The sequence below is a fragment of the Polyangiaceae bacterium genome (assembly GCA_020633235.1).
Classification (GTDB): domain Bacteria; phylum Myxococcota_A; class Polyangia; order Polyangiales; family Polyangiaceae; genus JACKEA01.
This window is the reverse complement of the sequence record JACKEA010000005.1, coordinates 679,721-693,166: the sequence shown is the minus strand read 5'-3', so window position 1 is coordinate 693,166 and position 13,446 is coordinate 679,721. Positions and strand designations below refer to the sequence as shown.

14 protein-coding genes are annotated in these 13,446 nt (G+C 67.5%); 2 read left to right on the top strand and 12 right to left on the bottom strand.

Annotation, left to right across the window (positions count from 1 at the left end):
- Window position 1: 1 nt before the first annotated feature.
- The 4 genes from H6717_28940 to H6717_28925 form a co-directional block, all read right to left on the bottom strand.
- Window positions 2-1,396, bottom strand: a complete 1,395-nt coding sequence (locus H6717_28940; GenBank protein MCB9581090.1) for a transposase — start codon at window positions 1,394-1,396, stop codon at window positions 2-4.
- On the bottom strand, window positions 1,393-1,749 hold the full coding sequence (locus tag H6717_28935; GenBank protein ID MCB9581089.1) for a transposase: 357 nt from the start codon (window positions 1,747-1,749) through the stop codon (window positions 1,393-1,395). Before H6717_28935 ends, H6717_28940 begins: the two co-directional genes overlap by 4 nt.
- On the bottom strand, window positions 1,710-2,114 hold the full coding sequence (locus H6717_28930; GenBank protein MCB9581088.1) for a transposase: 405 nt from the start codon (window positions 2,112-2,114) through the stop codon (window positions 1,710-1,712). Before H6717_28930 ends, H6717_28935 begins: the two co-directional genes overlap by 40 nt.
- Window positions 2,115-2,250: 136 nt before the next feature.
- On the bottom strand, window positions 2,251-2,844 hold the full coding sequence (locus H6717_28925) for a hypothetical protein (protein ID MCB9581087.1): 594 nt from the start codon (window positions 2,842-2,844) through the stop codon (window positions 2,251-2,253).
- A 159-nt stretch (window positions 2,845-3,003) separates the two neighbouring features.
- Between H6717_28925 and H6717_28920 the strand changes: the two genes are divergently transcribed.
- Window positions 3,004-3,906, top strand: a complete 903-nt coding sequence (locus H6717_28920) for a hypothetical protein (protein ID MCB9581086.1) — start codon at window positions 3,004-3,006, stop codon at window positions 3,904-3,906.
- Between the two features lie 45 nt (window positions 3,907-3,951).
- On the opposite strand, the gene H6717_28915 is transcribed toward H6717_28920, so the two are convergent.
- The 6 genes from H6717_28915 to H6717_28890 form a co-directional block, all read right to left on the bottom strand.
- Window positions 3,952-4,536, bottom strand: coding sequence for a hypothetical protein (locus H6717_28915; protein ID MCB9581085.1), 585 nt, complete (start codon window positions 4,534-4,536; stop codon window positions 3,952-3,954).
- Window positions 4,537-4,666: 130 nt separating this feature from the next.
- The gene (locus tag H6717_28910; protein MCB9581084.1) at window positions 4,667-6,166 is read right to left on the bottom strand and encodes an NADH-quinone oxidoreductase subunit N; all 1,500 of its coding nucleotides are present in this window, start codon (window positions 6,164-6,166) and stop codon (window positions 4,667-4,669) included.
- A complete protein-coding gene (locus H6717_28905) occupies window positions 6,163-7,704 on the bottom strand; it encodes an NADH-quinone oxidoreductase subunit M (GenBank protein MCB9581083.1) in 1,542 nt (513 codons plus the stop codon). The genes H6717_28910 and H6717_28905 overlap by 4 nt, the downstream gene beginning before the upstream one ends.
- Window positions 7,701-9,524, bottom strand: coding sequence for an NADH-quinone oxidoreductase subunit L (gene nuoL / locus H6717_28900; GenBank protein ID MCB9581082.1), 1,824 nt, complete (start codon window positions 9,522-9,524; stop codon window positions 7,701-7,703). Before nuoL ends, H6717_28905 begins: the two co-directional genes overlap by 4 nt.
- A complete protein-coding gene (gene nuoK, locus H6717_28895; GenBank protein MCB9581081.1) occupies window positions 9,524-9,823 on the bottom strand; it encodes an NADH-quinone oxidoreductase subunit NuoK in 300 nt (99 codons plus the stop codon). The genes nuoL and nuoK overlap by 1 nt, the downstream gene beginning before the upstream one ends.
- Window positions 9,823-10,353, bottom strand: a complete 531-nt coding sequence (locus tag H6717_28890; GenBank protein MCB9581080.1) for an NADH-quinone oxidoreductase subunit J — start codon at window positions 10,351-10,353, stop codon at window positions 9,823-9,825. Before H6717_28890 ends, nuoK begins: the two co-directional genes overlap by 1 nt.
- Window positions 10,354-10,494: 141 nt before the next feature.
- Between H6717_28890 and H6717_28885 the strand changes: the two genes are divergently transcribed.
- Entirely contained in the window at window positions 10,495-11,010 is a 516-nt protein-coding gene (locus H6717_28885; GenBank protein ID MCB9581079.1) for a hypothetical protein, read from the top strand.
- Between the two features lies 1 nt (window position 11,011).
- Here the strand turns inward: H6717_28885 and H6717_28880 are convergent, their stop codons facing one another.
- Window positions 11,012-12,292, bottom strand: coding sequence for a hypothetical protein (locus H6717_28880; protein MCB9581078.1), 1,281 nt, complete (start codon window positions 12,290-12,292; stop codon window positions 11,012-11,014).
- Window positions 12,293-12,368: 76 nt separating this feature from the next.
- On the bottom strand, window positions 12,369-13,376 hold the full coding sequence (locus tag H6717_28875; GenBank protein ID MCB9581077.1) for an AraC family transcriptional regulator ligand-binding domain-containing protein: 1,008 nt from the start codon (window positions 13,374-13,376) through the stop codon (window positions 12,369-12,371).
- Between the last annotated feature and the right edge of the window lie 70 nt (window positions 13,377-13,446).

The following is a 13,446-nucleotide window of genomic DNA, read 5'->3' as shown; positions in this document are numbered from 1 at the left end:
ACTAAAGCGTGTTGACAGTTTTGGCCAACACCGCCCTTCTCGGGCGTTGGGCATAGGCCCTTCCTGCTTCGACGAGGGTAGTTTCACGGACCACCAAGAGCGGTGGTTCGCCAGAGCGTCCCTCTCCACAGGCGTTTTGCGTCTCCGCGTGCTTCGCGGCGACAGGAGGCGAGTCTCCTTGGCCGAGTACGCGAGGGTACTGAGCCAAGCACACGGCAGCGTTCTCGTCGCGGTCGGCCTCGTGACCACAACTGCTGCAGTGAAAGGTGCGCTCCCCGAGGTCGAGCCGCTCGCCGATGGCCCCGCACGCGCTGCAGCGGCGTGTGCTGGGGTAGAAGCGGTCGGCTATGGCGAGCGTTGCGCCGTACCACTTCGCTTTGTAGGCGAGCTGTGCTCCGAACAGCGCCCAGGCGCTGTCCGCGATGGCGCGGGCGAGTCGGGTTTTGATGAGCCCCGAGATACTCAGCTTCTCGATGACCAAGTGGCCGTGGGTCTGGGCCAGTCGGCTCGATTGGCGATGGGTGAAATCGTGTCGGATGTTGCGAATGCGTTGGTGCACGCGCGCGAGCGCCGCGCGCGCCTTGTACCGATTGCGCGAGCCCGGCTGCTTCCGGGACAGGCTGCGGCTCTTGCGCCGCAGCTTCGGTAGCGCGGCGCGGAGTGGACGTGGGCTTTCGATGTGCTCGACCTGCTCGCCGCTTTCGCTGGCAAGCACCGCGAAGGTCTTGAGCCCGCGGTCGATGCCGACCGGCGGAGCCTCCGCGCTGCTGTGGCGCCGCGCGGGATGCAGCTCGGCGGCCTCGACGTTCAAGGTCACGCGCCAGCGGCCGCCCTCGCGGGTGCTGACCGTGGCGAACAGCACCTTGGCGCGATCGCTCTTCAGCATGCGGCGCAGCCGGCGCGTGCATTCCCGCACGGCAATGCTGCCGAGCTTCGGCAGCCGCACGGAGCGCGGGTCGGCCTCGCCCACGCGGACGTCGTTCTTCTTGTTGCGGATGCGGAACGACTGCCGCGCTTCCGACCGCTTCTTGAACTGGGGAAAGCCTGGACGCTTGCCCGTGCGCTCTCCCTTGCGACCTGCCGAGAACGCTTGCAGCGCCCGCCCCAAGTCGACCGCCGCCTCTTCGAACACCTGCTGGACGACCTCGAAGCGCCAGGAGAGCCCCACGCGCCCGTCCTCGTCCACCCCGGCTCGCTCCGATCGCTTCCATTCATTGAAGTCGTTGATGAGATCGAAGCCCGACCATGGCGGCTTCTCCTCGGCCTCGAGGGCGTTGATGACGAAGCGCAGGCACTGATTGAAGCCGAAGCGCGCCGCTCCCACGTGCCGCCGGAGCAGCTCCTCCTGCTCGCGCGTTGGCTGGAGCGTAAAGCTGAAGGTGGTGTGCCGAGTCACCCGGGCCACCCCGTGAGAGCAACGCGAGCAGCCGCAAGAATCACGAATCCGGCGTAGCTCCGCGTGGTCTTCTCGTAGCGCGTGGCCACGCGGCGAAACGCCTTCACTCGCCCGAACCAGCGCTCCACCGTGTTGCGGAGCCGGTACTTGTCGCGGTCGAGCTCGCGCTGGACCTTGCGATTCCTGCGCGAGGGGATGACCGCCTCGAACCCTGACGCCTGGATATGCGCCAGTGCGGCATTGCTGTCGTAGGCCCGGTCAGCGATGACAGCCTGTCCCGCACCCCGCTCCACGACGAGTGCATTCACCTGCGTCACGTCAGCCGCCTCGCCTCCCGTGACGATGAAGCGCACCAGCGCGCCCTCGGCTGAAACGAGCGCATGAACCTTTGTGGAAAAGCCACCGCGAGAACGGCCGAGACCTTCTGATGATTGCCCGCCCCCTTTTTCAGCGCGCCCGCCGCATGTGGATGCGCTTTCACGATGGTGCTGTCCATCAACAGGTCATCGGAAGGCCGCACTTGCAGCACTTCGTGAAGCTGGTGCCAGCGACCCGCCAGCGCCCAGCGCCGAAAGCGCCGATACACACTGCCCCACTTCCCAAACACCTCCGGCAAGTCTCGCCAGGGTGCGCCCGTCCGTAGGATCCACAGCGTTGCTTCGATGAAGCGACGATTATCGTTGCCCTTTGGACCGCGTGACGTGAGAGCGGAAACCAACGGCGCAATGCGTGCCCACTCGGCGTCGGAAAGCGCGACTCGAACCCCCATTCGCGCAGCCTATCAATAACTGAACGCATGTCAAGCTCAATTCTCATCGAGGCAGGATTTCAGCACCAATCCCATCCAGAAACTGTCAACAGACTCTAGCACCGTCTGCGCTGACGCTGCCGCTGATGTCGATCTGATCAGCGCTCAAGGTGAGGGCACCGCCGCCCGCTCCGGAAGGCGGCCCGGGGGACTGCGCCGCGATGCCGCCGGCGGAGCCGCCGCTCGAGCCGAGCTCGAGCAGGCCGTCGAGAGCAGAGCCGTACGGTGTGCCGCCCGCCCCCGCGCACCCCGCGGCGTTACGACCGCAACCGCCTTTGCCGCCGTAGGCCGCACCGCCACCGCCGAACATGGTGGCGCCGCCCTTCTTGCCCGCACCCGGGCCGGAGCCATCTTTGCCCGTGTCGGACGCGCCGCTCACGGCGGCGTAGCCGGCGCCGTTCGCGTCGACGGCTCCCGCGATCATGATGTGCTGCGCAAAGATGGCCAGGGGCTGCCCGGCCGTGACCTTCAGCGTTGCGCCGGCGGAGACCGTCAGCGTCTTGATGTTGGTGTGGCTTCCGTCCCAGGTGGTGTCGGCGTCGATGGTGACGTCCTGGCCGGAGTGATCTTCGTCGGCCCAGGCCCGCGCGGAAAAGGCGACGGCCACGGTCAACGCGGAACAAAAGAGCGCACGGTTCATCCTCGACTCCCTTCGACGGAGCTCCCCAGCGCCCTGCAAGCAAGTGGCCAGAGCGTTGGCTCGGCCTCGTCTCGAGAGTGTACTCCTCGCGGCGCGGGGCTGCAGCAGCGCTCGCAATTGCTCGGGATCGCTCGGTTGAAGCAAGATGCGGGGCCAGCGATGACCTGGGAAGCGGTCGACGAACGGGATCCGGACACGACGCACGTGGTGGAAGTGCACCCCGATTGCGTACAGGTTCTGAGCCGCGGCGACGCGCGGACGTACGCCCTCGTCGCGGGGGAAATTGGCGTGGGCAAGTGGACGACGTCCCCCGCGGGGACGGTGCTCGTGCTGGGCACGAAGCAGCGCTTTCGTGTGGGCGCTCGGGACGCGCACTATCGCTACGAAACCCGCGCGCCCGAGGCCAGGGTCGAAGCGACGCTCGACGCCGACGCCTTCCACGACTTGATGCGCGCGTTGCAGGCCGCGTGGCGCGCGCGCCATACGCCCGGGGGCGGCTACCGAGGAGCGCCCGCACGCTCTTCCGTCACACGGCAATACTTCGCTCTGCATCGCGTGTCGCGCTGGGTGCCGGTGTGCACTGCGCTGGCGTTGCTCGCGATCGTGACGATTGCCCTTGGACCGCGTACGGCGGTCCAGCTGTTCGGTGCGGTCGTCATGGGCGTTTGGCTCTGCGTGCTCCTGGTGGCGCGCATCGCAGCGGAGATCGAGCTGCGCCGACCGAGCTGGTCGCTCGAGATCGAAGACGGACGCGTCCGCATTCGGCGCGGCAAGCGCACGCGACTCGACGTGCCCCTGGCCGAAGCGCGCTTCGACTTCGCCGCACAGCCGTACGAGGTCGGCTTGACGGTCCCGGGACGCCGCTACCGGCTCTTGTCCACGCGCTATCGGCACCTGCCGTTGGGCGTGTTTCAGCCGCTGAACGTGCTGTTCATCGATCCGGATGCGCTGCCGTTCCTGTGGAGCGTGGTCGCGCCGCAGCCGGAGCTCGCTTCCGCGCCGATACGCGGGTCGGTCCCGGTGGCGTCGGACACGGCCGCCATTCCGCGGCGCGACGGCTGAGACTTCCGTCCGGGACGGGCATCGCGCCGGACCAACACAATCGAGCTACCGCGGGTCGGGCTTGTCCAGCTCGGTTCGACGGAGCCAGAGCTGCCAGCCCATGTACGCCGTGAGCAGCGGGAACACGACGATCAAGATGTGGAGCGCGAGCTGATTGGACTCGTCCCAGGCGATGCGCTGTCGGAGCGAGTAGTACTCCCGAGAGCCCACGGAAACGGCGTCGATGAAGACCGTCGGCTTGGGATCGATGGCGGGCTTGTCCGGATGTTGGCGGGCGCCGCGCTCGACGTAGAACGACAGCTCCGCTCCAGGGGCTTGCGCTGCCCGGAGGAAGCCCGAGGTGTCCGACATGTCCTTGTAGACCTCGACGGGGATCCGATACCGGATCGGATCTTCCGGAAGTCGGATCTCGACGAAGGGCTGGCCCTTGTTGCTGCTTTTGAGCACCGTCACCGAGCTGGGCGTCCCTTTGAACTGCTCGAAGTCGCTCTCGTGCAGCGTGCGGTGCGTCACCAAGAAATAGAGCATGACGCAGGAAAAGACGACCCCGATGAGGAACGGCGCCAGCAGCTGTCGGGCGCTGGGCTCGGCCTTCTGCTTGCGCTTCTTGCGTCGGCGGCGTTTGGCCATCTCTCGCCTCACGAGGGTAGCGGACGGAAGTGGCAAACCCAATGCGCGCGGCGGCGGCGCGAGCACCATGCTCCGAAGCTGACGGATGTCCGCGAGATCGCAGCACAACGCGAGTCGCGGCGGGCGAGTCTCAGCGCTGGGCGACGGGCGCCGTCGGAGCCGGAGCGGCGGCGACGTTGTCGTGAGCGTAGAAGGCGCGGGCGGCCTTCCGCGCTTGCTCGAGCAACGGGGACGGCCAAGCGCCGAGGGCGACGACACCGGCGAGGCACACCGCGATGGAGAGGTTGAGCGCAGCCCGGGGCGCAGCCTTGGGTGCGGCTTCTTCGGGCGGCGGCATCATGTACATCGCTCGGGCGACCTGCAGGTAGTAGAACAGGCCCACCACGGTGAGCACGGCGCCGACGATCACCAACCAGTAGAGGCCGGCCTGCCACGCCGTCATGAACACGTTGAGCTTTGCCCAGAAGCCCACGACGAACGGAATGCCCGCCAGCGACAGCAAGAACAGGAGCATGGCGAAGGCCAGGGCGGGGGCGCGGCGCGCGAGGCCATTGAACGCCGTGAGGGAGGTGTCCCCCACTTGCTCTTCCACCAGCTCCACCACCTGGAACGCGCCCATGTTGGTGACGACGTAGGCGACGGCGTAGAACAGCAGCATCTGGGTGCCGTCCTGACCGGACGCGAAGGCCAGCAGCATGAAGCCAATGTGGCCGATGCCGGAGTAGGCCAAGAGGCGCTTCACGTTGGTCTGCACCAACGCGAGCAGGTTGCCGACCACGATGGACGTGGCGCACACGGCCAGCAGCACTGGCTCCCGGGAGTGCGCGGTGGAGGGCAACGCGCGGAGGAAGATCGCCGCCAAGGCGGTGAAGCCCGCCAGCTTGGGCGCCACTGAAAGGAACGCCACGAAAGGCGTGCCGGAGCCCTGGTAGGTGTCGGGCACCCACATGTGGAACGGCACGGCGCCGATCTTGAACGCCATGCCGGAAAGGACCATGAGCCCCGCCACCACCAACAAGGGGGACGGCGGCGTGGCGGCCAGCCGCTCGAGGGACGTGGAGCCCGAGAGCCCGTACAGGAGCGACAGTCCGAACATGGTGATCGCCGTGCTGGCCACGCCGACCAGGTAGAGCTTGAGGCCCGCCTCTGGCGCGAAGCGTTCGGTGCCGCTCTTGTCTTCCGTCTTGGCGAAGGCCGCGAGCACGAACAGCGGCAGGCCCATGAGCTCGAAGCAGACGATCAGCAGGATCAGATCCCGCACCCCCGGCAGCAGCGTCATGCCCAGCAAGCTGAACATGACCAAGAGGTAGTACTCGCCCTCGCGCCCCGGATGATGGCGGTCCACGTGGTCCAGGCTACCGAGCACCGCCAACAGCCCGCTGACCAGGAACACACGCTTGAGGAACAGCGCCCAGGCGTCCCCCACGTAGGCGCCGGAGAAGGCGACGCCGCTCGCGTCCACGCGGAAGGAGCCCACCAGCACGGAGGCGATGACCGCCGCGGCCAGGTAGCCGAGGCGCCGGCCGGAGCCTCCGACGCTGATCAGATCCGCCACGAACACCACCAAAATACCGGCCAACAGGGCCAGATCCAGCGTGAGGGGCAGTAGATCCTGTGCGCTCACGTTCACCGCGCACCTCCCACGGAGGTGAGGATCCCGAGATAGTCCGGCGTCGTCGTGTTGATGAAGTCGAGCACCAGCGAAGGCCAGCAGCCGAATACCAAGAGCGCCGCGCCGAGGATCCACAGGGCGCCCCATTCCGTGCGCCGCGCGTCACTCAGCTCGTGGAACTCCTCGCTGGGGCCGGGCCCCCAGAAGATCATGCGGACGGCGCGCAACACGTACACCGCGGTGATGAAAGCGCCGATCACGCCGGGGATGGCCCACCAGGAATGCATGCTCTGCCAGGCTCCGAGGAACACCAGCATCTCCGCCACGAAGCCGGCGGTGCCCGGTAGGCCCAGAGAAGAGAGCCCCGCGACGGTGAAGAAGACCGCGGCCCCCGGCATCACCCGCGCGAAGCCGCCCATCTTGGGGACCAACCGCGTGTGCGCGCGCTCGTACACCAGGCCCACCAGGGCGAAGAACAACCCCGTCATGATGCCGTGAGCGAACATCTGGTACACGGCGCCGTTCCAGCCATTGGCCGTCAGCGTGGCGGCCCCCAGCATCACGATGCCCATGTGGCTGACCGAGGAGTACGCGACGATGTACTTCAGGTCTTTTTGGCTCATCGCGGAAAGGGCGCCGTACGCCACGTTCACGACGGCGATGGCGCCGACCAAGGGCGCCCAGGCCACCGCGCCTTCCGGCAGCATGACCATGCCCACGCGCATGACGCCGAAGGCGCCGAGCTTCATCAGCACGCCGGCGTGGAGCATGCTCACGGCGGTGGGCGCCGAGGCATGGCCGTCGGGCGACCAGGTGTGGAACGGGAACACGCCGCCGAGGGAGCCGAAGCCCAGCCACAGCAGGGGAAACGCCCACAGCTGCAGGGTGCGGTCGTATTTGAACGCGCCCAGGTGGGCCATGTCGAAGCTGGTGCTGCCCGCCGCCACGTACATGGCGAACATGGCGACCAGAATGAAAGCCGAGCCCACCAGGAGCATCAGGGTGAGCTTCATGGCGGCGTACTCGCGACCGCCGATGTCCAAGAGCTTCCACACGAACTTGAAGGGGCCCGCTTCCGCGATCGCGTTGCTCGAACCCCAGATGCCGATGAGCAGGTACATCGGCAACACGGCGATCTCGTAGAACAGGAAGAAGACGAACAGATCCTGCGAGACGAACACGCCGAACACGCCGGCCACCAACACCAGGAGCAGGACGAAGAACTCCTTGGCGCGGTTCTTCAGCGTGAAGCTCGCCAGCACGCCGGCAAAGATGATGATGCCGGTGAGCAACAGCAGGGACACGCCCCAGCCGTCCACGGCCAGGGTGAGGTTGATGCCGAGAGACGGCACCAGCGGATACGACTCCCGGAGCTGCAGACCCCCGGCCGTCATGTCGTAGAGGCGCGCGACCTGGATGCTGCCGGTGAGGGAGATGGCAGCGCCCAACAGGGAGATGGCACGCACGGCCCCCAGCACCCGGCTCGGGACGAACAGCAGGAGCACACCCGCGACGAAGGGCGCCGCCACGATGATCGAGAGCAAGGGCAGGTTCATCGGAACAGCCCCCAGGCGGTGAGCGCCACGGCGCCTGCGATCACGGCGTACACGTAGTCCTGCACGTTGCCCGTCTGCATGCGGCGCAGGCGGCGGCCGCCAACGATGGCGGCCCAGGCCAAGAGGTTCATGAAACCGTCGATGACGTAGCGATCGAACCAGCCGATGAGGCCCGCGACGCCGAGGAAGCCGCGACGGAAGAGCACCTGGTAGGCGTCGTCCACCAGGCTGCCGCGGGCGAGGCGTCCGAGCGGAGACAAGAACGCGAAGCTCGCCTCGCTGACGGCGCGCTTGCCGTACATCAGCCAGCTCAGGAGGATGCCGGCGATGCCGAGGGCGCTGGCGGTCATGCCGACGGCACCGAGGTGGAACTCGTATTCCACACCGTACATCTCCGCCACCTCGTGCCCGAAGAAGCCGGCGCCCAGGGCCAGCGCCGCCAAGATCGCGAGGGGCAGCGCCATGCTCGGGCCGCTCTCGTGGGCGTGCTCCGCCGGCTCACTCGGCTTGCCGAAGAACGCCAAGAACACCACGCGACCCATGTAGAAGGCCGTCAAGAAGGCGGCGATCATGAGCAGGGCCAGCGGTCCCCAGAGCTGCTTTTCGTACAGCGCCTCCAGGATCAGATCCTTGCTGAAGAATCCGGAGAAGCCCGGGAAGCCGGCCAGGGCCAGGGCACCGACCACGAAGGTCACCGCGGTGAGCTTCATCTTCTTGGCGAGCCCGCCCATGTCCCGGAGCTCGTTGGAGTGCACGGCGTGGATCACGCTGCCGGCTCCGAGGAAGAGCAGCGCCTTGAAGAAGGCGTGGGTGGTCAAATGAAAGTAGCCGGCCATCAGCGAGCCGGCGCCCAGGGCGGCGATCATGTAGCCGAGCTGGGAGCAGGTGGAGTAGGCGAGCACCTTCTTGATGTCCGTCTGGACCACCGCGATGACGGCGGCGAACAGCGCGGTGAAGGAACCGACCCAGAGCATGACCATCTGCGTGCCCGGTGCGGCGGCGAACAGGGGGTTGGCCCGCACGATGAGATACACACCGGCGGCGACCATGGTGGCGGCGTGCAGCAGCGCGCTCACCGGCGTCGGGCCTTCCATTGCGTCCGGCAACCACACGTGCAGCGGGAACTGGGCGCTCTTGCCCATGACCGCCACGAACAGCAGCAGGCTCACCATGGTGGCGGCAGGGATCGAGAGGGAGGCGTTCCAGTCGAAGCCGCCGGTCATGCGGTACAGCGTGACCAGGCCCAAGACCAGGCCCATATCCGCGAATTTCGTGACCCAAAAGGCCTTCACCGCCGCCCGCGCGGCGCTGGGTTTGGTCCAGTAGAAGCCGATCAACAAGTAGCTGGTGAGGCCCACGAGCTCCCAGCCGAGGAACAGCTGGAGCAGGTTCGGCGCCAACACCAACAGGTTCATGCTGAAGATGAACAGCGAGTGGTAGCCGAAGTAGCGCCCGAAGGCGGGCATCGGCTCCTCGGCCATGTAGCCGAGGCTGAAGACCTGCACCATGGTGGCCACGCCGGTGACGACCACGAGCATCGGGACGCTGATGCCGTCGAGCCGGATGCCGACCTCGGCCACCGCGTGCCCCACGCCCGGCAGCCACGGCGTGGTGTGCAAGAAGGCGTCGTGCGGATGGACGAGCTGGTTTTGGAACAGCGAGAGGGCGGCGCCCAGCGACACGATGGCGGCGGCAACGGCCAGGTAGGCGGCAGGCTTTCCGGCGCGGCGCAGCGGCACCACCAGCCCGATCAGGGCTGCGGCGCCGACGGGAACGAAGAGCGCCACCAGAGCGAGGGTGAGGGGAGTCGTCGTGGGCATCAGTGCCTCAGGGCGTTGGCTTCGTCCACGCGCACGTCTTTCTTCGTGCGGAAGAGCAAGATCACGAGGGCCAGCCCCACCACCACCTCGGCCACCGTCAGGGCGATGGCGAAGACCGCGAACACCTGCCCCAGGTGACCGCCGTGATAGCGGGAAAATGCCACGAAATTGATGTTCACCGCGTTGGCCATCAGCTCCACGCTGAGCAGCAGCCCCACCGCGTTACGACGCGAGAGCACTCCGTACACGCCGATGGAGAACAGCGCGGTGGATAGCAGCAAGAAGGGCGTGAGCGGCATCAGGCCTCCCTCCGCCGGGTGGGCAAGCTGCGGCGCGCTGGATCTGCCCGACGCGCCAGCACGATGGCGCCGATCATGGCGGCCAGCAGCAGGATGCTCAGCACCTCGAAGGCCAGCAGGTGCTCGGTGAGGAACGACCGGCCGATCTCCTCCGTGGGAGCGGGGGCTCCGGGCTCGGCGGGCAGGCCATCCGTCCGGTAGGTAGCGGACGCCACGATGCCGAACAGGGCCGCCGCCGTGAGAACGGCGGGGAGCCGCCGTTCCGGCGTGGTCTCGTTCTCGATCGTCACCCGCTCGTCCCGCCGGGTGAGCATCACACCGAACAGCATCAAGGTGATGACGCCGCCGGTGTACAGCAGGATCTGGATGCCCGCGAGGAACGGGGCGTTCAAGAACACGTACAGCGCAGCGGTGCTCACCAGGGTGAGGGCGAGCCACAGCACGGAGTGGACGAGATTCCTGCTCGAGACGACGAACAGCGCCGAGCCCAGTAGGCAGGCCGCGATGATGCCGAAACCGACTTGTTCCATGACGCTCTTGGGGCGGGGGCGAGCCGGGCGGACAGTAGTCACAGGGGGGCCGCGCCGTCAGCCCCGTTTCTGAGAAAAATGAGGCAAATTCGTCGCTTTTGGCCAGCGGGCAGCCCAATTCCCCGGCATGCTGGTGGCGCCTTGGCGACCCGCTCTTCCGATTCGGCCAGTTGGGAGCCGCTCGCCCGCGAACGCCGGGCCGAGCTTTCCGACGGTCATCTGATCGTGGTGACCGGGGTGGGCCGCGTCGATGCCTACTTCAGCGACGCGGCGACTCGCCCGGCAACCGTGGTGAATCTGGCCTTCGAAGCGCCGCTGCGAGCGGAGCTCACCATCGCGGACATGACCGAGGAAGACCTGTGGGACCTGTGGGAGCACCCGGAAATCACGTTCGAGGATCCGGTGTTCGATGACGCCCTCTTGGTGCGCGGCGTAGAGCACTTCGCGCGCAGCGTGCTGTCGGCGGAATGCCGAGCGGCGCTCCTCGAGCTGCGTCTCGCGTGCGACCACCTGCGCATCGATCGCGAACGCCTCACGGTGATGGTCCTGGGCTCACGCATTCGCGCGCCTCGACTCTCGGCGTTGCTCGATCTGGTGGAAGCCGCTGGTCGGCACCTGTTGCCCGGCAAGCAGCGCAAAGACCGCGCGTATCGCTGACTCAACAGGAGAGCGGAGCGCACTTGCCGGGCGTCCCCGCGTCGCTCACTCCGGCGTCGGGGTCGTCGGGCTTGCACTTGGTGCTCACGCACTCGTCGTCGAACAGGCACGCTTCGCCGATGCGCTTCGGCTTCCGGCACGCGCCCTGGGAGCAGAGCAGGCCCACCTGGCACGAGGGCGCGAGGCCCAAAACCTGCGCAGCATCTTGGGCGCACGCTTCCCCCGCTGCGGGGAGCGCCACGCAGTTGCCGGGGATGTTGAGAAAACCCGAGCTGCAGTAGTTGTCCTTGCCACAACCATCGGGGAGCGCGAGACGACAGCCGGAGTGGGGTTGATCGGAGATGCACTTTCCATTCGACACCAGGGGCAGCCCTTGGAACTCGCAAGCGAGCCCCTTCTCGCACAGCGCGCCGCTGGCGCCGCAGGTGAAGCCCTTCTGCGCAGTGAACAAACCGACCACCGGACGACAGATGCCGTCGAGACAGAACGCACCCGGTTCGCAAGCCGGGGTCGTGCCGGCGTCGCACGCCTCGTCCTTCGCCACATAGGGTTGACAGCTCCCGACGGGCTTGGCGTTGGGATCGGGGAGGCCGGCCTCCAAGTTGCTGGGTGCGAAGCAGGTCATTCCAGTTTCACACTGCGCCGTGTCGGTGCAGCTCCCGCCCTTGCCCAAGAACGGTGTGCACTTGCCGGGACACGCGGCCCCGATCTCGCAGTAGGTGTTGGCCTCGCACTCGAACGAGTGCGCACACGCGGCGCCCGCCTTGCCCAGCTTTCCCATCGCGAGCTTGCAGGTTTCGGCCACCTTGGCGACGTCGAGGCACTTGAAACCCGCCTCCGTGTTGGCTTTCTCGAGCTGGGCGATGCACTCGGCTCCGAGGGCCGGGTCGTAGGTGACGGTGCCGTCGCTGACCGACTTTTGGATGGCCGCGAGATAGGCGTCTTGGAACAGGTCACCGAACAGCTGTTTGCAGTCCGCGCCCTGGGTCACGATCTCCACGCCGGCGCCGTAGCAAGCCGCGACGTTGTCGCACAGCACGCGGGCGATCTCGGAGGCCACCTGGTCGAGCGGGAGCCCCGTGCTCGCGTCACCGCCCCCGCCAGCACTGCCTCCCGTGCCGGAGCTGCCACCGCTGCCCGCAGCGCCGCCCCCGGTTCCTCCACCCTCCACCGAAGCGTCCCCCGCCGCGCCCCCCGAGCTCGAGTGGGACGACTTGGACGAGCACGCTCCAAAGGCGGAGACGACCACGATCCCCAGGGCCAAGCCCGCAAGCACCCGCATGAATCGACATGGTGGCACGAAGCCACCAGCCTGGGTAGTTGCTGCCTTTGTTGGGCCGCCGCGGAAACGACGCCCGTCAGTCACGCTTGCGGAAGCTGCTCGGCGAGGCGCCGGTCCAGCGCTGGAACGCCCGCACGAAGGCCCGCCGGTCGGAGTAGCCCAACAAGAAGGAGATTTCCTCCAGGCCCAAATCGCTGTGCTGCACCAGGCGCAGCGCTTCTTCCCTGCGGAGCTGGTCGGTGACGGCACGGTAGTTGGTGTTTGCCTCGTCCAATCGGCGCTGGAGCGAACGCGGCGTCATGCCGATGGCGCGGGCGCATTGCTCCAGGGTGGGCGCGCCGCCGGACAGCTGCCTGCGGAGGAAGTCGCGCACCCGCGCTTGCCAGCCGCTGGCGGGATCCTCCGGCGGCATGAGCTGGGCAGCGTAGGCCTCGATGATGGGCGACAGCGCGGCGTCCGCTTGGGGCACCGGCACGGTCCAGATTTCGCGGGAGAAGACCAACGCACCGTCCGATGCTTGGGGCACGAGCTCCCGCGTGCCGAAGCGATGCGCGAGCTCGCTGCGGCGACGGGGGTCGACGGACCCCGGAAGTCGCACGCGGATCGGTGACAGCGGGGTGGCCGCGATCTCGCGGGCGAAGCGGAGCGCCGTCGCCAGCAAGAACTCGTCGAGGTGACGCCCGAGACCGGCCCGCCCGGGGACCCGTTGAGCGAGGGCGGCGGTGTCGGCGTCGAGCTCGGTTGTCCACTCGATGCTGTCGTTGGTCAGTCGCTGGTAACGCACCAGTCGCAGTGCGGCTTCGCCCACCGTCGGTGCGTTGCGGATGGCGTACTCCTGGGCGCCGAAAGCGCCGCGCGGCAAGGCGTCCGCCAGCGTGAAGCCGAAGAAGTCGTCCCGCAGCAACTCTGCCGCAGCGCTCGCAAGCGCAACGACGCGCTCCACCGCGACGGCGGGTGCGTCGAGCGTCCACGTGCTCGCCTCGCGACAGGCTTCCGGGATCCGCTGTGCGTTGGCCAGGGCTACCGCGTCCGCGCCGCACTCGGCGACGTGAGCCAGGATCAGCGGCACTACTTTGGAGCGCATCACTCGCATGACGGCTGCGCGCCGCACGCTATCAGAGCGCGAGCTGGCATGGGATGTCCCAGCGAGTGGC